22 protein-coding genes are annotated in these 21091 nt (G+C 72.3%); 9 read left to right on the top strand and 13 right to left on the bottom strand.

What is annotated here, in order from left to right:
* Positions 1-128: 128 nt before the first annotated feature.
* On the bottom strand, positions 129-635 hold the full coding sequence (locus tag ACWF9Z_RS16860) for a DUF4188 domain-containing protein (protein ID WP_453602831.1): 507 nt from the start codon (positions 633-635) through the stop codon (positions 129-131).
* Between the two features lie 84 nt (positions 636-719).
* On the opposite strand from ACWF9Z_RS16860, the gene ACWF9Z_RS16855 reads away from it, so the two are divergent.
* Positions 720-1361: a MerR family transcriptional regulator gene (locus ACWF9Z_RS16855; protein ID WP_453602829.1), complete on the top strand. Its 642-nt coding sequence runs from the start codon at positions 720-722 to the stop codon at positions 1359-1361.
* A 76-nt stretch (positions 1362-1437) separates the two neighbouring features.
* Here the strand turns inward: ACWF9Z_RS16855 and ACWF9Z_RS16850 are convergent, their stop codons facing one another.
* Complete coding sequence (locus ACWF9Z_RS16850) at positions 1438-2277, bottom strand: trypsin-like peptidase domain-containing protein (RefSeq protein ID WP_453602827.1); 840 nt, start codon at positions 2275-2277, stop codon at positions 1438-1440.
* A gap of 447 nt (positions 2278-2724) precedes the next feature.
* Between ACWF9Z_RS16850 and ACWF9Z_RS16845 the strand changes: the two genes are divergently transcribed.
* The 6 genes from ACWF9Z_RS16845 to ACWF9Z_RS16820 all read left to right on the top strand — a co-directional run bounded on the left by ACWF9Z_RS16845 (position 2725) and on the right by ACWF9Z_RS16820 (position 10101).
* The gene (locus ACWF9Z_RS16845) at positions 2725-4200 is read left to right on the top strand and encodes a glycoside hydrolase family 16 protein (protein WP_453602825.1); all 1476 of its coding nucleotides are present in this window, start codon (positions 2725-2727) and stop codon (positions 4198-4200) included.
* Between the two features lie 147 nt (positions 4201-4347).
* A complete protein-coding gene (locus ACWF9Z_RS16840; protein ID WP_453602824.1) occupies positions 4348-5424 on the top strand; it encodes a LacI family DNA-binding transcriptional regulator in 1077 nt (358 codons plus the stop codon).
* A 178-nt stretch (positions 5425-5602) separates the two neighbouring features.
* Complete coding sequence (locus ACWF9Z_RS16835) at positions 5603-6913, top strand: ABC transporter substrate-binding protein (protein WP_453602822.1); 1311 nt, start codon at positions 5603-5605, stop codon at positions 6911-6913.
* A complete protein-coding gene (locus tag ACWF9Z_RS16830) occupies positions 6910-7818 on the top strand; it encodes a carbohydrate ABC transporter permease (protein ID WP_453602945.1) in 909 nt (302 codons plus the stop codon). Before ACWF9Z_RS16835 ends, ACWF9Z_RS16830 begins: the two co-directional genes overlap by 4 nt.
* The gene (locus ACWF9Z_RS16825) at positions 7815-8648 is read left to right on the top strand and encodes a carbohydrate ABC transporter permease (protein WP_453602820.1); all 834 of its coding nucleotides are present in this window, start codon (positions 7815-7817) and stop codon (positions 8646-8648) included. Before ACWF9Z_RS16830 ends, ACWF9Z_RS16825 begins: the two co-directional genes overlap by 4 nt.
* Before the next feature lie 40 nt (positions 8649-8688).
* A complete protein-coding gene (locus ACWF9Z_RS16820) occupies positions 8689-10101 on the top strand; it encodes a GH1 family beta-glucosidase (protein WP_453602818.1) in 1413 nt (470 codons plus the stop codon).
* Between the two features lie 3 nt (positions 10102-10104).
* Here the strand turns inward: ACWF9Z_RS16820 and ACWF9Z_RS16815 are convergent, their stop codons facing one another.
* Genes ACWF9Z_RS16815 through ACWF9Z_RS16805 form a run of 3 tightly spaced genes read right to left on the bottom strand, consistent with a single transcriptional unit; the run spans position 10105 to position 12853 of the window.
* On the bottom strand, positions 10105-10965 hold the full coding sequence (locus ACWF9Z_RS16815) for a hypothetical protein (protein WP_453602817.1): 861 nt from the start codon (positions 10963-10965) through the stop codon (positions 10105-10107).
* Positions 10962-11618 carry a response regulator transcription factor gene (locus ACWF9Z_RS16810; RefSeq protein ID WP_453602815.1) on the bottom strand — a complete coding sequence of 219 codons (657 nt, stop codon included), beginning with the start codon at positions 11616-11618 and terminating at the stop codon, positions 10962-10964. Before ACWF9Z_RS16810 ends, ACWF9Z_RS16815 begins: the two co-directional genes overlap by 4 nt.
* On the bottom strand, positions 11606-12853 hold the full coding sequence (locus ACWF9Z_RS16805; protein ID WP_453602813.1) for a histidine kinase: 1248 nt from the start codon (positions 12851-12853) through the stop codon (positions 11606-11608). The genes ACWF9Z_RS16810 and ACWF9Z_RS16805 overlap by 13 nt, the downstream gene beginning before the upstream one ends.
* Positions 12854-13028: 175 nt before the next feature.
* Between ACWF9Z_RS16805 and ACWF9Z_RS16800 the strand changes: the two genes are divergently transcribed.
* Positions 13029-13430 (top strand): hypothetical protein, encoded by a 402-nt coding sequence (locus ACWF9Z_RS16800; protein ID WP_453602811.1) that lies wholly within the window; start codon positions 13029-13031, stop codon positions 13428-13430.
* Between the two features lie 77 nt (positions 13431-13507).
* Here the strand turns inward: ACWF9Z_RS16800 and ACWF9Z_RS16795 are convergent, their stop codons facing one another.
* The 7 genes from ACWF9Z_RS16795 to ACWF9Z_RS16765 all read right to left on the bottom strand — a co-directional run bounded on the left by ACWF9Z_RS16795 (position 13508) and on the right by ACWF9Z_RS16765 (position 18753).
* Positions 13508-13840, bottom strand: a complete 333-nt coding sequence (locus tag ACWF9Z_RS16795; protein ID WP_453602809.1) for a TcmI family type II polyketide cyclase — start codon at positions 13838-13840, stop codon at positions 13508-13510.
* Between the two features lie 20 nt (positions 13841-13860).
* Positions 13861-14340, bottom strand: a complete 480-nt coding sequence (locus tag ACWF9Z_RS16790; protein ID WP_453602807.1) for an SRPBCC family protein — start codon at positions 14338-14340, stop codon at positions 13861-13863.
* Between the two features lies 1 nt (position 14341).
* Complete coding sequence (locus ACWF9Z_RS16785; RefSeq protein WP_453602805.1) at positions 14342-14599, bottom strand: phosphopantetheine-binding protein; 258 nt, start codon at positions 14597-14599, stop codon at positions 14342-14344.
* 18 nt (positions 14600-14617) lie between these two features.
* The gene (locus ACWF9Z_RS16780) at positions 14618-15853 is read right to left on the bottom strand and encodes a beta-ketoacyl synthase N-terminal-like domain-containing protein (RefSeq protein WP_453602803.1); all 1236 of its coding nucleotides are present in this window, start codon (positions 15851-15853) and stop codon (positions 14618-14620) included.
* Positions 15850-17124 carry a beta-ketoacyl-[acyl-carrier-protein] synthase family protein gene (locus ACWF9Z_RS16775; protein ID WP_453602801.1) on the bottom strand — a complete coding sequence of 425 codons (1275 nt, stop codon included), beginning with the start codon at positions 17122-17124 and terminating at the stop codon, positions 15850-15852. The genes ACWF9Z_RS16780 and ACWF9Z_RS16775 overlap by 4 nt, the downstream gene beginning before the upstream one ends.
* Complete coding sequence (locus ACWF9Z_RS16770) at positions 17121-17567, bottom strand: cupin domain-containing protein (protein WP_453602799.1); 447 nt, start codon at positions 17565-17567, stop codon at positions 17121-17123. Before ACWF9Z_RS16770 ends, ACWF9Z_RS16775 begins: the two co-directional genes overlap by 4 nt.
* Before the next feature lie 73 nt (positions 17568-17640).
* Complete coding sequence (locus ACWF9Z_RS16765) at positions 17641-18753, bottom strand: SchA/CurD-like domain-containing protein (RefSeq protein WP_453602797.1); 1113 nt, start codon at positions 18751-18753, stop codon at positions 17641-17643.
* Between the two features lie 223 nt (positions 18754-18976).
* On the opposite strand from ACWF9Z_RS16765, the gene ACWF9Z_RS16760 reads away from it, so the two are divergent.
* Entirely contained in the window at positions 18977-20611 is a 1635-nt protein-coding gene (locus tag ACWF9Z_RS16760; protein ID WP_453602795.1) for an FAD-dependent oxidoreductase, read from the top strand.
* 77 nt (positions 20612-20688) lie between these two features.
* Here ACWF9Z_RS16760 and ACWF9Z_RS16755 read toward each other — a convergent pair whose 3' ends face one another.
* Positions 20689-20910, bottom strand: a complete 222-nt coding sequence (locus ACWF9Z_RS16755) for an acyl-CoA carboxylase subunit epsilon (RefSeq protein WP_453602793.1) — start codon at positions 20908-20910, stop codon at positions 20689-20691.
* Positions 20911-21091 lie beyond the last annotated feature (181 nt).

Genomic DNA, 21091 nt, shown 5'->3' with positions numbered 1-21091 from the left:
TGTTATCATACCTGTCCTCACACCCAACACAACCCTCTCCCGCCGTCGCCGCCGGTGCACCACCACCCACCCCCCCATACGCTGGGCCCCCCCCTGGCTCTTCCGGACGGGCCCCTCGTCGCGTGCGCTCAGCCTTTCCGGGCGGAACGGTGCGCCAGGCGGTCGGCAGCGCCCCGGCCGCGGGCTTCGAGGGGGAGCACCCCGGTCGCCGCGGCCAGCCCGAAGGGCGGCATGTCGGCGTAGATGGACTCGTACGAACCCTCGGGCACGATGTACGTCTCGTGCCACAGGCCCACGTGCTGGCGCGCCTTGCCGGCGCGCTCCTTGCGGTTCATCATCGCCCAGGCCTTGCGGTGGAGCATGTCCGGCGCGGCCGCGTAGGCATACAGCTTCTCCTTGGACTCCCAGTACTGGACGACGTAGTACGTCCGGGGTGACGCGGTGAGCAGGACGTGGTTCAGGAGTCCGCGGCTCTCGTCGCGGGCCAGCTCGCGGAGCATGCGGGGCATGGCCAGGAGGACGGGCAGCCAGTGGTGGACGGCCCAGAAGTGGTTGATGCGCATCCCTATCAGCAGGACGACCACGTCGCCTTCGACGGCGGCGGTGGTACGGCCCGGTAACGGCTTCGCGGACACACGGCCTCCAGGTGGCCTGATTGGATGACGGCACTGTCCAGCACCATGTTGGATAGTGGCACTCTCCAACGGAAGGTTCAAGAGATGCGGCTGGCGGAGCTGAGCGAACGGAGCGGCCTGCCCACCGCGACCATCAAGTACTACCTGCGCGAAGGCCTGTTGCCCGCGGGACGCCGCGTCGGCGCGACCACCGCGGAATACGACGAGGGACACCTGCGGAGACTGCGCCTGGTGCGCGCGCTCATCCAGGTGGGAGGCCTGTCGGTGGCGAAGGTCCGGGAAGTCCTCGGCCACGTCGACGACGAGTCGCTCGGCCGGACGATCCGGCTCGGCGCGGCCCTCTGGGCGCTGCCGCAGGGGCCGGAGCCGGACGAGGAGGACGGGGCGGTGGTGAGCGCGCGGCTCGAAGTGGACCGGCTGCTGAAGCTGCTGGGCTGGTCGACGGCCCGGGAGCTGGGGGCCTTGTCGCCGGTGCACCGGTCGCTGGTGGTGGCCGTGGCCACCCTGATCCGGCTCGGCTACCCGTGGGACGCGGAGCTGATGGCTCCGTACGCGGAGCTCATGCACCAAGCGGCCGTGCGCGACCTGGACTTCGTCGAGACGCACCCTTCCGAGACGGAGCAGGTGGAGACCTCGGTCGCCGCGACGGTGCTCTTCCAGCCGGTGCTGAAGGCCCTGCACCGGCTGGCGCAGGAGGAGGAATCCGCGCGGCGGTACGGCTTGTAGCCGACGCGGGCCGGACGGGCGGGGCGGGCCCGCCGCCGGGGTCCCGTGCGGGCCCCCCCGGCGGCGGACCTGAGCGCTACGGCTTCGGGAGGGTGCAGCCGGCCCGGGTCAGGTCGATCTTGTTACCGGGACCTACGCAGGGGACGATGATGTACGTCTGCTGCGCGTAGTTGATGCCCTGGCGGACCGTCACGGCGCCGTTCTGGTCCACCTCGCACGGGTTGTTCACCGTGCAGCGCCCGCCGTCCTCGTTGCCCGTGTTGTTGACGGCGACGACCTTGCCCGTCGTCGTGTCGATCACCGGCGAGCCCGAGGTGCCGCCGATGGTGTTGCAGGCCGAGGTGTAGCGCAGCGAGTCCTTCCAGGTCCACTCGCCCTCCTTGAGGAGGTAGCTGAAACCGTCCGCGTTGCAGCTGTAGGTGCGCTTCCAGTAGCCGGACACCACCTTGATCGCGGTGCCCTGTACCGGGTGGGCGTCGTTCAGGGTCAGCGCGTTGATGCCGTACTGGCTGCTGATCTGCGCGTACGTCTTGGTGAGCTGGTAGATCGAGATGTCCGTGTCGGTCATCGTCGCGTACGAGATCTTGCTCGCGCGCAGCGTCGCGACCTTGGAGCCCGAGGCGTTCAGCAGCGAGAAGGAGCGGCTGGACGCCTTGTCCTTGATCACCTGGCCCGCGGCCGGCATGCCCGACTCCAGACAGTGGCCGTTGGACAGTACGAGCGCGGGATCGGTGGGCAGCGAACCGGGCACACGGACGACCGAGCCGGAGCAGTTGCTGAGCGCGACCGTGCCGGCGTAGTTGACCGCGACGGCCGGGGTGGCCGCACCCTCCCGGGTGGACTGGGCCACGGCCGGGGCCGCTGCCGCTCCGGTGAGGAGCAGAGCGAACGCGGCGGCGACGAGAGGCTTGTTCATGTGGGGGTTCCCCTCTGGTGACAATGCGACCGAAGATCCTTCGGTTGTCATGCGCATTGTTGGTACCTCTGCCTCAACTCACAAGAGGGCCTGTCCAGTTGAGGAGCCGGACGGAAACGACCGTATTCAGACTTGTGTATCGGCGGGGTTGCCTGCCACGGCGATCGCGCACCGCGGGGGGCGCCCGGAGGGGGCCGGGAGCCTTTCCCGTCCGATCCCTTGACGACCCCCGGGGCGGAGAGCACAGTGGCGACCGGCACCTCTTGAGAGCGCTCTCAAGCGCCGTTCCGGCCCTGTCGGCAGGAACCCCTCGGCCCCCGGTCCTCCCCGCCTCCCCCGCGGTCCCCGCACCCCCCGCACTCCCTGCACGCCGCACTCCCCGCACGCCGCGGTCCCCGCGCACGCCGCGCTCCCCCTGTCCCCCACACCCCCTCAGAGAGGGCATCCATGCGTCTGACACCCGGCAGAGAACGGCGGTCGGTCCGACGGGCCGTCATCGCCGCACTGAGCACAGTGGCGGTGGCGGCCACGGCCGCGGCCGTCGTCATCCTGCCCGCCAGCGCCGCCGCCCCGGCGGTGCCCGCGGGCTGGTCCCAGGTCTTCCTCGACGACTTCGACGGGGCCTCGGGCTCCGGGGTGAACACCGCGAACTGGCAGTACACCACCGGCACGAGCTACCCCGGCGGCCCGGCCGGCTTCGGCACCGGCGAGGTCGAGACGATGACGGCCGACCCCTCCAACGTCTCCCTCGACGGCTCCGGCAACCTGCGCATCACCCCGCGCCGGGACGCGGCGGGCAACTGGACCTCCGGCCGCGTCGAGACCAGGCGTTCCGACTTCCAGCCGCCGGCGGGCGGCAAGCTGCGCACGGAGGCCCGCATCCAGATGCCCGACGTCACGGGCGCCGCGGCCAAGGGGTACTGGCCCGCGTTCTGGATGCTGGGCGCGCCCTACCGCGGCAACTGGTGGAACTGGCCGGGCATCGGCGAGCTCGACATCCTGGAGAACGTCCAGGGCATCAACAACGAGTGGGCCACCATGCACTGCGGCACGAGCCCCGGCGGCCCGTGCAACGAGAAGTCCGGCATCGGCGGCCAGCGCGCGTGCACCGGCACCCCCTGCCAGGGCGGCTTCCACACCTACGCGGTGGAATGGGACCGCTCCTCGGCCGTGGAGGAGATGCGCTTCTCCCTGGACGGGGTCACCTTCCACACCGTCCGGGCGGACCAGATGGACGCCGCAACCTGGGCCAACGCCACCCACCACGGCTACTTCATCATCCTGAACGTGGCCATGGGCGGGGAGTTCCCGGCGGCCTTCGGCGGCGGACCCGACGCGGGGACCCAGCCGGGCCACCCGATGGTCGTCGACTACGTCTCGGTGCTCCGGTCCACGGACGGTACGACCACCCCGCCGACCACACCCCCCACGACTCCCCCGGCCACGCCGCCCACGATCCCGCCGACCACGCCTCCGACGACGCCGCCCACCACCCCGCCGACGGGTGGCCGCAACGCCTACGCCCCCCTCCAGGCCGAATCCCACGACGCCCAGGCCGGAACGGCCGAGGAGACGACCACGGACACCGGCGGAGGCCAGGACCTGACGGGCCTCGGCAACGGCGACTGGGTCCTCTACAAGGGCGTCGACTTCGGCTCCGGCGGCCCGGCCACCCAGTTCCACGGCCGCGTCGCCAGCGGCGCGGCCGACGGGGTGAGCGGGCTCGTCGAGGTCCGGCTCGACAGCCGGACCGGCCCGCCGATCGGCAGCTTCGCCGTGGCGAGCACCGGCGGATGGCAGAGCTGGAAGACCGTACCGGCGAACATCTCGGGCGTCACGGGCACGCACGACGTGTACCTGACCTTCACCAGCGGCCAGCCGGCCGACTACGTGAATCTCAACTGGTTCGACTTCGGGCACTGAGCGGACCCGGCCACGGCTCGGTGAAAGGCACCTGTACGGCGGGAGCGCTCTCAGCGCCCCCGCCGTACGGGTTACGCTGCTGTCCTACAGGGCCCGCGGCAGGGCCCAGGAACCCTGCCCGCCGCCGGACACGCATGAGGAGCGCCCGTGGCCGAACAGCTTCCCGCAGACCGGCCCACCCTCGAGGCGGTCGCGGCTCGCGCCGGGGTGTCCCGGGCCACCGCGTCCCGGGTCGTCAACGGCGGCGACGGCGTCCGCCCGCATCTGGTGGACAAGGTCCGCACGGCCATCCGGGACCTGGGCTACGTACCGAACCACGCGGCGCGCACACTGGTGACCCGGCGCACCGGGGCGGTCGCCGTGATCATCGCCGAGCCGGAGATCCGGATCTTCTCCGATCCCTTCTTCTCCCGCCAGATCCGCGGCATCAGCAAGGAACTGACGGTGCACGACATGCAGTTGGTGCTGCTCCTGGTGGAGGACCGCGGCGACTACGACCGGATCGAGCGCTATCTGGCGGGCGGCCACGTCGACGGCGCGCTCGCCTTCTCCCTGCACACCGACGATCCGCTGCCCGCGATCACCCGCCGCATCGGGATGCCCACCGTCTACGGCGGCCGGCCCGGCTGGACCGGTGGCGCCGGAGGGTCCGCGGCCCCCGGGGAACACGGCCCGGTGGCCTACGTGGACGCCGACAACCGCGGGGGTGCGCGCGAGGCCGTACGACACCTGCTGTCCCTGGGACGGCGACAGATCGCGCACATCGCGGGTCCGCTGGACCAGACGTCGGCGACCGACCGGCTCGACGGGTACCGGGACGTGCTCCTCGACGCCGATCCCGCGCTGATCGCCGAGGGGGACTTCACCGCGGCGGGCGGGGCCCGCGCGATGGCCGAACTGCTGGACCGCTGCCCGGGGCTCGACGCGGTGTTCGCCGCGAACGACCTGATGGCGACGGGTGCGCTGGGCGTCTTGCGCGAGCGGGGCCGGTCCGTGCCCGGCGACGTGGCACTGGTGGGCTTCGACGATGCGGAGGTGGTGGCGGAGGGCACCGATCCGCCGCTGACGACCGTGCGTCAGGACATCGAGGGCATGGGGCGGCTCATGGCCCGGCTGCTGCTCCGGACCCTGGACAAGGCGCACGGCGCCGGCCGGCAGGGCGGCCCCGGCGTGCCGGGCTCGGTGATCACCCCGACGTCGCTGGTGCGGCGCGGATCGGCCTGAGCGGCGCGCAACTCGAGGTTCTCCCTGGGTGAATGGGACGAATCCCCGCCGTCGTGCGCAGGACCCTTGACGGGGCGCGGGTGTGGGGTGCACGCTCCACTCGCGTTCTGAGAGCGCTCTCAACACTCTCGGGACCCGCTCGGAAGAGTCGCACCCGCCAAGCCCAGGAGGCCGCACCATGTCCACCCCCCGAGCCGCCGGAAGAGCCGCGCTCCGCCTCGGCGCCGTCGCCCTCGCCGGAACCCTGCTGGCCGCCTGCGGATCCGACTCCGACCCCGACGCGAAGTCCGCCGAGGGCGCCGACCGCCACGTCACGCTCACCATCGACCTGTTCGGCGCGTTCGGCTACCAGGAGGCCGGGCTCTACGCCGAGTACGAACAGCTCCACCCGAACATCAAGATCAAGCAGACGGATACCGAGGACGAGCAGGACTACTGGAAGGCGCTCCAGACCCGGCTCGCCGGCGGCGGCGGGCTGGCGGACGTCCAGGGCCTCGAGGTGGGCCGCATCGCATCGGTGACGCAGAAGCAGGCCGACAAGTTCACGGACCTGAAGGAGTTCGGCGCCGGCGCCCTCCAGAGCGAGTTCGCCGCCGCCAAGTGGGCGGCCGCGACGACCAAGGACGGCAAGGTCCTCGGCCTCGGCACCGACGTCGGGCCCGAGGCCATGTGCTACCGCAGTGACCTGTTCAAGGCGGCGGGCCTGCCCACCGACCGTACGGAACTGGCCGCCAAGTGGGCGACCTGGGACGGTTATCTGGAGCTCGGCCGCCAGTACAAGGCGAGCGCCCCGGCCGGCAGCGCCTGGCTGGACAGCGTGGGCAGCCTGAACGCCGTCATGGTCGGCCAGGCCGAGGAGCGCTACTACGACGCCTCGGGCGCGCTGGTCTACGAGAACAGCCCTGCGGTGAAGTCGGCCTGGGAGGCGTCGGTCACGGCCTCGGCGGACGGGCTCAGCGCCAAGCTGGACCAGTGGTCCCCGCCGTGGAACCAGGCCTTCACCTCCGGCTCCTTCGCCACCATGCCGTGCCCCGCCTGGATGCTCGGCTACATCAAGGGACAGGCCGGCGACGCGGGCAAGGGCAAGTGGGACGTGGCGAAGCTGCCCGGGGGTGCGGGCAACTGGGGCGGCTCCTACCTGGCGGTCCCCCGGGCGGCCCAGCACAAGAAGGAGGCGGCCGAGCTGGTCACCTGGCTCACGGCGCCCGAGCAGCAGACCAAGCTCTTCCGCAAGCAGGGCAACTTCCCCTCCGCCGTCAAGGCCATAGGACAGGTCTCGGACGCCAAGGACCCGTACTTCTCGGACGCGCCGATCGGGCAGATCTTCGGCGACGCCGCCGAGAAGGCCCCCGTCCAGGTGCTGGGGGTGCACGACAAGGACATCGCCGACCAGATCAACAACGCGCTGAGCGAGGTGGAGCGCAAGGGCACGTCGCCGGAGACGGCCTGGTCGAACGCCAAGAAGGCCGTCAAGAACGCCCTGGGCTGAGCGGCGTGACACGTACCGCCCGGCGGGGCTTCGCCCCGTACGCCTTCATCGCCCCGTTCTTCACCCTGTTCGCCGCCTTCGGACTGTTCCCCCTCCTCTACACGGCGTACGTCTCCGTCTACCGCGTCGAGCTGCAGAACCCCGGGGACATGGAGTGGAGGGGCCTGGACAACTACACCGCCCTGTTCACCGATCCGTTCTTCTGGACGGCGCTGCGCAACACCTTCACCATCGGCGCGCTCTCGACGGTGCCGCAACTGCTCATCGCCCTGGGCCTGGCCCACGTCCTCAACTACAAGCTGCGGGGCCGGACCTTCTTCCGCACCGCGCTGCTGCTGCCGTACGCGACGTCGGTGGCCGCCGCCTCGCTGATCTTCGCCCAGCTCTTCGGACGGGACTTCGGGCTCGTCAACGACGTGCTGGGGCTGGCCGGTTTCGGTCCGGTGGACTGGCAGAGCGGTACGGCCGCCTCGCAGATCGCCGTCTCGTCCATCGTCGTGTGGCGCTGGACGGGCTACAACGCCCTCATCTATCTCGCGGGCATGCAGTCCATACCCGGCGAGCTGTACGAGGCGTCCGAGGTCGACGGGGCGTCCAGATGGAGACAGTTCCTCCATGTGACGCTGCCCGGCCTGCGTCCCACCATCGTCTTCACCGTGGTGGTGTCCACGATCGGCGCCACCCAGCTCTTCGGGGAGCCGCTGCTCTTCGAGGGATCGATGTCCGGGGGCATCTCGCACCAGTACCAGACCCTGGGCCTGTACATGTACGAGCAGGGCTGGGGCTTCTTCCACCTGGGCCGGGCGGCGGCCATCGCCTGGGTGATGTTCCTGCTGATCGTGGCGCTCGTCGGGGTCAACGCCCTGCTCGTGCGCCGCCGTTCCCTCAAGGAGGCCGGCCGATGAGCTCCACCTCCACCGCCGGGCGCGGCGGCCGGCTCACCTACGCGGTGCTGGCCCTCGCGGTCCTGGTCTCCGCGTTCCCCCTGTACTGGTCGCTGGTCGCGGCGAGTCGCTCCAACGCCGATCTGGCACGGCCGGTGCCCTCGCTGCTGCCCGGTCCACGGCTCCTGGTCAACCTCCAGGCGGTCCTGGACGAGGCGGACATCGGCAAGGCGCTCCTCAACTCCCTGATCGTGTCGAGCGCCATCACCGTCGGCACGGTGCTGTGTTCCACACTGGCCGGCTTCGCCTTCGCCAAGCTGCGGTTCCGGGGGCGCGGCGCGCTGCTCGGCGCCGTCGTCGCCTCGATGATGATCCCGCCGCAGCTGGGGGTGATCCCGCTGTTCATGCTGATCGTGGAACTGCACTGGGTGAACCAGCTCCAGGCCGTCGTCCTGCCCGGACTGGTCTCCGCCTTCGGCGTGTTCTTCATGCGGCAGTACCTGGCGCAGTCCCTGCCGGACGAGCTGATCGAGGCGGCCCGGGTCGACGGGGCCTCGTACGCCCGCGTCTTCTGGTCGATCGTGGTGCCGGTGGCCCGGCCGGCCATGGCCGTGCTCGGACTGCTGACCTTCATGACGGCCTGGAACGACTTCTTCTGGCCGGTGGTCGCGCTCTCCTCGTCGGAGCCGACCGTGCAGGTCGCGCTGCGCCAGCTGGGCGGCGGCTACGTCCACGACCAGTCCGTGATCATGGCGGGCACCCTGCTCGGGACGCTTCCCGTGCTGCTGGTCTTCGGCCTGCTGGGCCGGCAGATCGTCGGCGGCATCATGCAGGGCGCCGTCAAGGGCTGAGTCCCCGCCTCCCTCCTCACCTCTCCTTTGGAGTCCTTCCATGACCAGTGTCGACGCGTCCCCCGCCACGGGGACGGCGCTCCGCTTTCCCCCCGGTTTCCGGTGGGGCACCGCGACGGCCGCGTACCAGATCGAGGGCGGTGCCGCCCTGGACGGGCGGACGCCCTCGATCTGGGACACCTTCAGCCACACCCCCGGCAAGGTGCTGGGCGGCGACACCGGGGACACCGCCGCCGACCACTACCACCGGATGGCCGAGGACGTGGGCCTGATGAAACGGCTGGGCGTGAGCGACTACCGCTTCTCGGTGGCCTGGCCCCGGGTGCAGCCGACCGGACGCGGGCCCGCCGTACAGCGGGGGCTCGACTTCTACCGGCGGCTGGTGGACGCGCTGCTGGAGGCGGGGATCCGGCCGGTGGCCACGCTCTACCACTGGGACCTGCCGCAGGAACTGGAGGACAGCGGCGGCTGGCCCTGCCGCGATACGGCCGAGCGGTTCGCGCAGTACGCGGGACTCGTCGCGGGGGCGCTCGGGGACCGGGTGTCGAGCTGGACCACCTTCAACGAGCCGTGGTGCGCCGCCTTCCTCGGCTACGCCTCCGGGGTGCACGCCCCGGGCCGCACGGAGCCGGAGGCCGCGCTGCGGGCCGCCCATCACTTCAACCTGGCCCACGGGCTGGGCGTACGGGCGCTGCGCGCGGCCCTGCCCCGGTCGGCGGAGGTGTCGCTGACGCTCAACCTGCACGCCGTGCGGCCGCTGACGGAATCGGCCGCCGACCTGGACGCGGCGCGGCGGATCGACGCGGTGGGCAACCGGATCTTCCTCGATCCGGTCTTCCACGGGCGTCTTCCGCAGGATCTCGTCCGGGACACCGCCGCGCTCACGGACTGGTCGTTCGTCCGCGACGGTGATCTCGCGGCGGCCTGCGAGCCGATCGACTGGCTGGGCCTGAACTACTACTCCCCCACGGTGGTAGCGGCCGCGGAGCCGGCTCCTGCCGGCACCGAGCCGTCGCCGTGGCCGGGTACGGAGGGGCACGTACGGTTCCTGCCCGCACCCGGTCCCCGGACGGCGATGGACTGGCCGGTGGACGCGGACGGACTGTACGAGCTGCTGACTCGGCTGCGCGACGAGCTGCCCGGGGTGCCGCTGCTGATCACCGAGAACGGGGCGGCGTACGCCGACTTCCCCGATGCGCGGGGAGCGGTGCACGATCCGGAGCGGATCGCGTACCTGCGGGGCCATCTGGCGTCCGTGCACCGGGCCATCCAGGACGGGGCGGACGTCCGCGGATACTTCGTGTGGTCGCTGCTGGACAACTTCGAGTGGGCGTACGGCTACAGCAAGCGGTTCGGGATCGTCCACGTGGACTTCGCCACGCAGCGGCGTACGCCCAAGGACAGCGCGCGCTGGTACGCGGAGGTCATCGCCCGGGGCGGCCTCGCGCCGTGAGGCTCAGCCCAGCAGGTCCACGTACCGGGCGTCGGCGCGGCCGGAGCCGACGGTCAGGTCCAGGGTGCGCGGGGAGGCCGGGTCGGACAGCCCCGCTCCGAGGTCGATGCGGCCCCAGCCGGTCCGGGGGGTGACCCGGAACGTGGTGGCGTCGGGGACGGTGAGGGCCAGCCGGCCCGATCCGATGTCGGCGGTGACCTTCCGCGGCGGGGCGACGCAGTCGACGGCGGCCCGGCCCGAGCCGATGACGAGTTCGATCTCGGGTGAGGTGAGGGCCGTGGCGTCCACCCGGCCGGAGTTCACGCGGGCCCGGACCGGGCCGCGCAGCCCGGTGAGGTGGACCTCGCCGGAGTCGACGCGTGCGTCGACGGCGCCGCCGAGGCCGCCGATGTCGATGCGGCCGGAGTCCGCGGCGACGGTGACGGGCAGGCCGGCGGGCACGCCGACGCCGAGATCGACGGAGCAGGAGACTTCTCCGGTCAGCGAGGAGTCCTCGCCGGGACAGCGCGGCGTCAGCGTGAGGGTGCCGTCCTGCCAGCTCTCCTCGACGACGGGCTTCTTGCGCGACCAGGCGACCTCGGCGCGGTAGCCGACCTCCTGGTCCCCGCGCGGGCGGACCGTGATGTTCGCTCCGCCGCCCGCGATGCGCAGGGCGGTCACCGGATGCCCGGCGCTGCCGCCGTGCAGGGTGCCGGTGCGGGTGACCCCGTAGACCCCGGCCTGCCAGGCGACGGGGAGGGCGACGAAGACCGCGCCGAGCAGGGAGGCCAGGATCCAGGGGAGGCGGTGCCGGGGGCGTGCCGGCGGGGCGGTCTCCGCCGGGGAGGCGGCCCGGGTCGCGGCGGGGGTCCCCGGCGGGGTCACGGGGCGCCGTCCAGGAAGCGCAGGACGGCGAGGACCCGGCGGTGGTCGCCGTCGGCGACGGGCAGGTCGAGTTTGGCGAAGATGTTGTTGATGTGTTTGGCCACCGCGCTCTCGCTGACGACGAGTTCGGCGGCGATCCCGGCGTTGGAGCGGCCTTCCGCCATCAAGGCCAGTACCTCGCGTTCGCGCGGGGTGAGGCGTTCGAGGGGGTCGGCGCCGCCGCGGCGGCGCAGCAGGAGCTGGGCGACGACCTGCGGGTCGAGCGCGGTGCCGCCGCCCGCGACGCGGCGCACCGCGTCGATGAACTCCTCCACGTCGGCGACGCGTTGTTTGAGGAGGTAGCCGATGCCGGCGCCGCTCTGGGTGGCGAGCAGGTCGGCCGCGTAGCGCTCCTCCACGTACTGGGAGAGGAGCAGGACGGCGGTGTCGGGGCTCTGCTGCCGGATGACGAGGGCCGCGCGGACGCCTTCGTCGGTGAAGCCGGGCGGCATGCGGACGTCGACGAGGGCGAGGTCGGGCCGGTGCTCCTCGACGGCGGAGAGCAGGGTCTCGGCGTCGCCGGCTTCGGCGGCCACCTCGAACCCGGCCATTTCGAGGACCTTGACCAGTCCGATGCGCAACAGGACCGAGTCCTCGGCGATCACAGCCCGCACGGCAGCTCCACAGTCACGGTGGTCGGGCCCCCGACGGGGCTGTCGATCATGATGGTTCCGTCGACCGACCCTACGCGCTTGCGCAGGCCGGTCAGTCCGGTGCCCCCGGCGGGGTCGGCGCCGCCCACGCCGTCGTCGGTGACGGTGAGGCGCAGTACGTCGGCGGCGGTCCGGGCCACGTGGACCCGACAGCGCTTCGCGCGGGCGTGTTTGGCGACGTTGGCGAGGGTTTCGGAGACGACGAAGTAGGCGACGGCCTCCACGGTGGGTCCGGGGCGGACGGCGAGGTCCACGGTCAGTTCGACGGGCAGGGGGGCGCGGGCAGCGATCCCGGACAGGGCGGCGTCGAGCCCCCGGTCGTCCAGGACGGCCGGGTGGAGGCCGCGGACGAGGCTGTTGAGTTCCTCGATGGCCTCCTTCGCCTCGCGGTGGGCCTCGTCGATGACGGCCTTGGCTTCGGGGGGAAGGCCGGGCAGGGTGGCGCGGGCTATGCCGAGGTTCATGGCGAGGGCCACCAGGCGTTGCTGGGCTCCGTCGTGGAGGTCCCGCTCGATGCGACGGCGTTCGAGGTCGGCGGCGTCCAGGACGCCGGCCCGGCTTTCGGCGAGGTCCTCGACGCGGCGCTCCAGTTCGCGGGCCCGGTTGGGGCCCAGGAGCGCGAGGGCGGCGCCGACGTCGAGCCGGGCGAGGAGTACGGCGAACCAGGGTGCGGCGAGCAGCAGCAGGCCGCCGAGCGTGGTGAGCACGTCGTACTGCCGGCTCCAGCCCGGTCCGGGGGTCTCAGGCAGCGCCCAGGACCATGCGTAGACGGTGGCGCAGACGGCGCCGGCGGCCCAGGTGAGGACCAGCAGTCCGCCGCCGAGGGCGGCGAGCGGGCTGACGAGGAAGTGGTAGCCGTACTGCCGCCAGGTCGCCTCGGAGCGCAGCCGTTCGGTCAGGCCGCGGACGCTGCGCCAGGGGTGCTCGCGGGCCACGGGCGGTATGTCGACACCGAGCAGGGACCAGCAGCGGTTGCGCTGGAGGGCGGTGAGCAGCGGTGACAGCGCGACGACGAGGAGCAGCGGGACGGGGCTGTGCCCGGGGGCGGTGAGGAGGAAGACGAAGCCCGCGGCGAGGGGCAGGGCGGGTGGGATCGCGGCCGCGGTGAAGGCGGTGTGGCGCCAGGCCCAGGCGGACCAGGGCGCGTGCGCCATGGTCCAGGTGAATGTACGCCGCAGCGCGCCGGAACTTGCCATGCACGTACGGTAATCGCCCTGGCCAAGGCGTTGCCATCCCCCTGGTGCCCGGTCGGGGGTGTACCTGGCACCACCCCCGGTTCGGAACGTGGGGCTACTGATTCGGGCGGCCCGGCGGACGAGTCTTGTGGTGTGCCCGGCGGACGGACCGCGGGGCGGAAGGAGACTCGTAGCCATGGCCCTTGTCGCTCCCCAGGTCCTCACCCGTTCGGCCTCCCGGACCGCTCCCCGTACGGCGACGGTGCTGACGGGGGCGGGGCTGGCGCTGGTGCCGTGGATGGTGGTGCTGGCCAGGACGCTGCCGCAGAGCGCCGAGGTCTCCCACTGGGCCACCGCGTGGATAGGCCTGGACGTGATGCTGGCGGCGGGGCTGGCGGGGACGGGGCTGCTGCTGCGCCGCCGGGACACCCGGGTGGTCCCGGTCGCGGCGGCGACGGCGGCGCTGCTCGTGGTGGACGCCTGGTTCGACGTCACGACCTCGGCGGGTGGCGAGCAGGCGATGGCGCTGCTGCTGGCGGCCGGGGTGGAGCTGCCGCTGGCCGCGCTCTGCGTGGCGGTGGCGGCCCGCCGTGCGTGAGCCGCGACGGTGGCGGGCCCCGCACCAGGTGGGTGCGGGGCCCGAGGCCTGCCGGTCGCGCGCTGCGCCGCGTACGGCTATCCCGTACGGGGGCGCTCCCAGCGGTAGAACTCCTGGGCCATGGCGTCCTTGGGGCTGCGCCAGGTCTCCGGGTCGTGCGGGCTGATGTAGGCGGTCAGCCGGTCGCTGAGGGCCCGGAATTCGGGGTGGTCGGTCACCTGGGCGATGGCCGGTCCCGGGGGGCGCTCGGACTCGATGAGGTGCATGTACACGTCGCCGAACTGGAAGAGGCTCCGGCGGGTGACCCCGACGAGGTGGGGCAGTTCGCCCGCGTCCGAGGCCGCGAAGAGCTCGGCGATGTCGGGTGCGGACTGCGGCGCCATGCGGGCGACGATGAGGGCGCGGTGCATCGGGAGTGCTGCCTTTCTTCTCAGACGCGGGTGGCGGCGGGCGCGCGGCTCTCGCGTTCGCGCTGTTCGATCTTGTCCCGGATCAGTTCCAGCTGGATCTTGGAGTTCTGGTTGATGCGCTGGGTCATGCCGGCGTCGTCGACGGGGGCCTGCGGCTTCATCGCGAAGTCCTGGGTCCACACCATCCGGGTGCCGCCCGGCACCTCGAAGTACTGCCAGTGGATGTCCATGTGCTCGAACGGGCCGGTCTCGACGCGGCGGGCGCGCACGGTCCGGGTGACGGGGTCGGGGGTGCGTTCGGAGACCCAGCTCCACACCGTGCCGTTCTCGTCGGGGTGCATGGTCAGGCGGAAGCGGGTGGTGGGCCCGTCCTCCTCCAGGATCTCCAGCGAGGCGTACTCGCTGAACAGGTTCGGCCAGGCGGTGAGATCGTTGGTCATCTCCCAGACCGTGTCCATGGGCGCGTTGACGGTGATCTCGTTCTTGGTGTGCCCTGTCATCTCAAGCTCCGCTCATCAGGCTGGTGTTGACGAGTTCGAGGAACTCCTTGGGGGTCTTGCAGCGGTCCGCGTCGGTGGGCAGGGCCCGGCCGCGCTGGTTCTCCAGCAGGCCCACGATGCCGAGCAGGCCCAGCGAGTCGAGGCCGAAGTCGTCGAACTTGGAGTCCGGACGCCTCGTCATCTCGGCCGGGTCGACGGTGATGCCGGCGCCGGACTTCATCAGGGCGGCCAGTTCCTCGACGGTCAGTCGTTCGGACATGAGCGGCTCCTTCTGTCTCTAGGAGGGGTTTCGGATCACGAGCGCGGCGTTGGAGCCCATGAGGCCCCGGCTCAGGACGAGCGCGGTGCGCAGCTCCGCGGTGCGGGCGCTGCCGGTCACCACGTCGAGGTCGTGGCACACGTCGAAGACGTTCGGCGTGGGCGGGACGACACCGTGCTCCAGCGCGAGGACCGCGGCGGCGGTGTCGAGTGCGGGCGCCGCGCAATAGGCCCTGCCGGTGCCCGTCTTGGGCGCCGTCACCGGGACGGTGCGCCCGTGTCCTCCGAGGGCGGAGAGGATCGCGGCGGCTTCGGCCCGGTCGGCCTCGGGGGTGCCGAGCGCGTCGGCGAAGACCACGTCGACCTCCTCGGGGGCGCAGCCCGCGTCCCGCAGGGCGCCCCTGATCGCGTGGGCGAGTCCCTCGCCGTACTCGCCTTCCGCCTCGTGGTGGTGGGGGCCGGTGAAGGTCGCCGCGTGCCCGGCCAGGACGGCCCGGACGGAGGCGCCGCGGCGCAGCGCCGCCTGTTCGTCCTCGACGAGGAACATCGCGCCGCCCTCGGCGGGTACGTAGCCGCAGGCCTTGTCGGTGAAGGGCCGGTACGCCCGCTCGGGGTCCTCGTGGGTGCTCAGCGCTTCGTATCCGAGCTGGCAGACGATGGAGTAGGGCGCCAGGGGCGCTTCGGTGGCGCCGACGAGCATGGCCCGGCTGCCCTGGCGGATCGCCCGGGTGGCGTGCGCGAAGGCGTCGAGCCCGCCCGCCTCGTCGGCGGCGACCACGCCGCAGGGGCCCTTGAGTCCCCGCCGGATGGAGATCTGCCCGGTGCTGGCGGCGTAGAACCAGGCGATGGACTGGTAGGGGCCGACGTAGCGCGGTCCTTGCTCCCACAGGTGCTGCAGTTCCCGCTGCCCGAACTCGCCTCCGCCGGAGCCGGCCGCGGTGACCACGCCCACCGAGAAGGGGTCGTCCTCGTAGTCGGCCCGGCCGAGCCGGGCGTCCTCCAGGGCCAGGTCGGCCGCGGCGAGGGCGTGGTGGGTGTAGCGGTCGGTCTGGACGAGGAAGCGCTCCTCGACCACGGAGGCCGCGTCGAAGCCGCGTACCTCGCCCGCGATGCGCAGCGGCAGGTGCTCGCAGCCCTCCCGGGTGATCCGGCCGAGGACCGCGGTGCCCGACTGGGTGGCTTTCCAGAAGGCGTCGGCGCCGATGCCGTTGGGTGCGACGACCCCGATGCCCGTGATGACGGTGCGCCCGCTCACGAGACCACCTCCTCCTTGGGCCGGGTCATGACGACTGCGGACTGGAAGCCGCCGAAGCCGCTGCCGACGGAGAGCACACTGCGCAGCGTGCGTTCGCGGGCGACGCGCGGGACGTAGTCCAGGTCGCATTCGGGGTCGGGGGTCTCGTAGTTGGCCGTCGGCGGGACCACCTGGTGGGTCATCGCCAGGACGCAGGCGGCCAGTTCGATCGCCCCGATCGCGCCGAGGGAGTGCCCCACCATGGATTTGATGGAGGTCATCGGCGTCTTGTAGGCGTGGGCGCCCAGGACCCTCTTGACCGCCGCCGTCTCGTGGCGGTCGTTCTGCTTGGTTCCGGAGCCGTGCGCGTTGACGTAGTCGATCTCGCGCCCGTCGATCCGGGCCTGCGCGAGGGCGGTTTCGATGGCGCGGGCCATCTCCAGGCCATCGGTGGTCAGCCCGGTCATGTGGTGGGCGTTGCCGAAGGTGGCGTAGCCGCCGATCTCGCAGTAGACGGTCGCGCCGCGGGCACGGGCGTGTTCCAGCTCCTCGAGTATGAGGACGGCCCCGCCTTCGCCGAGGACGAACCCGTCGCGGTCGGCGTCGAAGGGCCGGGACGCGTGGGCGGGGTCGTCGTTGTTCGGGGAGGTGGCCTTGATGGCGTCGAAACAGGCCACGGTGATGGGCGAGACGGGTGAGTCGGAGGCGCCGGCGATGCACACGTCCATGCGGCCTTCGGCGATGGAGTGGACGGCGTACCCGATGGCGTCGAGCCCGGAGGTGCAGCCGGTGGAGACGGTCTGGACCGGGCCCCGGGCTCCCGTCTTCTCCGCGACGGCGGAGGCAAGGGTGGCCGGGGTGAACGCCCGGTGCAGGTGGCGTCCGGCGAGCCGGTGGTCCACGTCCCACCAGGCCCCGGACTGGCTGACGGCCACGTAGTCGTGCTCCAGGCGGGTGGTGCCGCCCACGGCGGTGCCGAGGGAGACTCCCGTGCGCCAGGCCTCGTCGGTGGTGAGGTCGAGTCCGGCGTCCCGCAGTGCCTCGCCGGCGGCGACCAGGGCGAACTGGATGTACCGATCCGCCCGGGCCGCTTCCTCGGCGCCGAGGCCGTGCTCCGCGGGGTCGAAGTCGACCTCGGCGGCTATCCGGGAGCGGAATCCGGTCGGGTCGAAGAGGGTGATGCCCCGCGTCGCCGTACGGCCGTTGGCCAGCAGGTCCCAGAAGGCGGCGGTGCCGATCCCGCCCGGGGCGACGACGCCGACCCCGGTGACGGCCACCCGTCGGCGGGTCACGACACCACTCCGGCTCGGTCCGGGGGCCGCTCCCAGGCGGTGCCCTCCGGGTGGACGGCCTCCTCGGTGTCCACGTGCCCCAGTTTCGGGTCCGGGGCCAGCGGGCCGAGGTGGAAGACCATGCGCGCCTCGGTGTCCCCGACGTTGCGGAAGCGGTGGCGCACGTTGAGGGGGACGAGCAGGCCCTGGTCGGTCCGCAGCGGGTGGGCCTCGCCGTCGAGGTCCACCTCCAGCGTCCCGCTGACCACGTACACGAACTCCTCGGAGTACGGGTGGTAGTGCTCGGCGATGTGCTCGCCGGGGGCCATGACGGCCAGACCCATGAAGCCGCTCGTGCAGCCCACCGAGGTCGGGGTGAGCACGGCCCTCAGGTCGCCACCGCGCCGGGTGTTGGGCTGGGTCTCACTGAGGTCCACGATGTGCGGTGGGCGTCGTCTGGTCATGGCGGTGTTCCTCCTGGCGGTGGGGAGCCTGGACGGGGCTGGTGGGTGGGGACCGGGGTGGCGCCGTTGCGCGTCAGCGCTCGGCGGGGGCCCGGCGGTCGGTGATCAGGCTCATGGTGTGGCGGACGGCGGACTCGGAGCCGCAGTCGTCGGGGGAGAGCATCAGGCGGGCGAGGACGGCCGCCTTGCGCGGTCCGCGGACGCCGAAGGCGGTCTCCAGTCCGGAGCCCTGCGGGCCGCGCACGTCGATGAGGCGTACGACGATGTCGTCGCGCTGGAAGATGCTGCTGCTCACCGTGGGGGCGTCGGGCCGGTGGGCGGCGGCCTCGTCCTGGCGAGCCAGGAACTTGGCGAGCGCCGGACCGCAGCCGGGCTTGGCGGGGTAGTAGAGCGCGTGCCTGCGGACGTCGGAGCGGTCCTCCGCGCCGGCCTCGCGCGCGGCGACGTGGTGGACGGCCGGGAGTGCGGCCCGCATGAAGAACATCCGGGCGGACTCGGGGTCGCCGAGGTCGCGGTCTTGCTCCAGGTACGGGTTGATGGCCTCCTCGACGGCCCGGACCTCGGGCTGTTCGGAGACGTGCCGCAGGGCCGACATCAGGTCGCCCCGCACCTCCACCGTACGCACGACGCGGTTGCCGTGCATGAACAGCGAGGTCCGGCAGAGCCGGGTGTGGCCGTCGACGTCGGCGGCCGGGGAGGCGTAGCTGGAGAGGAGCTCGGCCACCGCCTTCTCGCTGCCCGGCTTGACCGTGAAGGTCAGGGCATGGCGCACGATGTCGGCGCCGAGCCGGGGCGCTTCCTGCAGCCGTGCGCCGACGGCCCGGCGGTCGTCCCGGTAGCCGCGGCCGGTCTCGCGCAGGACCGTGTACTTCAGCGGCCGCATGGTGCGGGCGCAGGCGCCGAGCGGGCGTACCTGTTCGGCGTGGTGCTCGCTGTTGACCCAGGCGAGGTATTGCGGGGCGCTCTCCCACTCGCTGGTGATGAGCCACTGCGAGGGGTTCTCGAAGGACTGGCAGAGCTGGTCGCTGATGTGGCCCGGTTCCGAGGCGATGTCGTGGCGCAGTTGCTCGTAGGCCTCGAAGAAGCGCTGCTGGGCTCCTTCGTGCAGGTCCATCAGCAGGACGACGCGGAGCATCGAGCCGTCGAAGGCGGACTGCGACACCCGTTCGGACAGCGTGGTCGTCATCTGCTCGCTCCTTCGTGAGGGGCCCTTCGTCGAGGGCGTGGAGTTCCTTCGCGTGCGAACCCTCGGCCGGGGCTCCGCTGTCGCTCATCGTCATCCCGTGGCGCACGTACCGCTACATCTCCGGATCAAGCGGGTGACAACCGGCGGATCTCCCGGGCCCAGCCATCGATCGGGGGCATAAAAGAGTCCCCTCCCTCCCACAGAAACCAGGAGCTCGCAGCTGATGGAACACACCGCAGATGTCCGCGTACCGGTTCTCGTCGTGGGCGGCTCCCTCGTGGGCCTGTCCACCTCGCTGTTCCTGAGTCGCCACGGCATCAGGCACCTGCTCGTCGAGAAGCACGCCGGCACCTCCGACCACCCGCGCGGGCGGGGCATCAACGCCCGGACCATGGAGCTGTTCCGCACGGCGGGGGCGGAGCCCGAGATCCGCCGGGCCGCCTCCGTGCTGGAGAACAACATGGGCATCATCCAGACGGAGTCGCTGACGGGCGGCGACCACAAGTGGCTGGTCAAGGCCATCGACCCGGACGGGGCACTGAGCAAGTTCAGCCCGACCAGCTGGTGCGTGTGCAGCCAGAACAACATCGAGCCGATCCTCGCGTCGCAGAGCCGCGCGCAGGGGGCCGACATCCGGTTCTCCCACGAGCTGATGAGCTTCGACCAGGACGCGACCGGTGTGAACGCCCTGGTCAAGGACCGGGAGACGGGCGAGCACCTCACCGTGCGCGCCGACTTCCTGATCGCGGCGGACGGTCCGCGCAGCCCCGTGCGCGAGCAGTTGCAGATCCCCCAGACGGGTAGCGGCGAGCTGTTCCACAACGTCAGCGTCACCTTCCGGTCGCGGCAGCTCGTCGAGGTCCTGGGCGATCTGCGGTTCATCGTCTGCTACCTGATGAAGCCGGGCGCCGACGGGGCGCTGCTGCCGGTGGACAACGACACCCAGTGGGTCTTCCACCTCCCCTGGCACCCGGACCGGGGCGAGACCCTGGAGGACTTCACCGAGGAGCGCTGCGTCGCGCAGATCCGGGCCGCGATCGGCGTCCCGGACCTGGACGTGGAGATCGGCGGGAAGGCGCCGTGGCACGCGGCCGAACGGGTCGCCGAGCGGTATACGTCCGGTCGGGTGTTCCTGGCCGGCGACGCGGCCCACGAGATGTCCCCCACCGGGGCGTTCGGCTCGAACACCGGTATCCAGGACGCGCACAACCTGGCCTGGAAGATCGCGGCGGTCCTCGACGGATCGGCCGGGATCGGGCTGCTCGACACCTACGGGGTGGAGCGCCTTCCGGTGGCACTGGCGACCGCCGAGCGCGCCTCGGCCCGTTCGGCGGAGCACAGCCACCCGGGGTACGCGCCGCCCCCGACCATGGGCGGCGGACCGGGCAGCGGGGTCCTGACGACGGCGATGGCGTACGCGTACCCGCGCGGCGCGGTCGTCGGCGCCGACCCGGACCGGCCGGTCATCCCCGAGGGGCTGCGGATGAAGGGCGACGTCGGTACGCGCGCCCCGCACCTGTGGCTGACCCGGCCCGACGGCGAGCGCGTGTCCACGCTGGACCTGTACGAGCGCTCGTTCGTGCTGCTCAGCGGCGCGGGCACGCCGTGGCAGGCGGCCGCGCGGCAGGTGGCCGAACGGCTGTCGGTGAAGCTGGACGCCTACGCGATCGGGTCCGCCCCGGGCTGTGACCTGGTGCAGGCGGCGGGAGCCGACTGGACCGCGGTGCACGAGCTGACGGAGGAGGGCGCCCTGCTGGTGCGACCGGACGGGTTCGTCGCGTGGCGTTCGCAGGGCGCAGTGGCCGATCCGCGGGCCGCGCTGCTCGAGGCGCTGTCGACGGTGCTGCACCGCGCCTGAGCGGCCGGCCGACCGGATGGTCCCCCTGCCGCCGGCCCGTGAGCGGGCCGGGGGCAGGGGCGTTCGCGGGGGCCTCGTCAGCCGCAGGCCCAGCAGCCCGCCCAGCAGCCGGAGCCGTGGTGGGCGGGGCGGCGGCGGTGGGCCGTGGGGGCGTCGGGGTCCGGCCGGCCGCCGGTGGAGCCGCGGCGTGCGAAGCAGGCGACCACCACGGCGATGGCGGCGAGTTCCTCCGGGGCGGCCACGCCCTTCTCCACACGGATCAGGCTGGCCATCGGGGCTATCGGTGCGTCCTTCAGCATCGGTTCGGCCTCTCGCACAGACGGATCTCAGGACCCAGGACCCCCCTCGCGGAATCACCAGGACTCCGACGTAGCCGACGCTAGCGGCGGGGGGGGGGGGGGGGGCGGCCGGGGCGCCCCCCGCCCCCCCCCGCCGGGGGGGGGGGCCCCCCCCGCCGGCGGGGGGGGGGCGCCCCCCCGC

It is taken from the genome of Streptomyces sp. NPDC054961 (assembly GCF_053609145.1).
The sequence above is the reverse complement of the archived record's forward strand: the minus strand, read 5'-3'. Positions and strand labels throughout refer to the sequence as shown.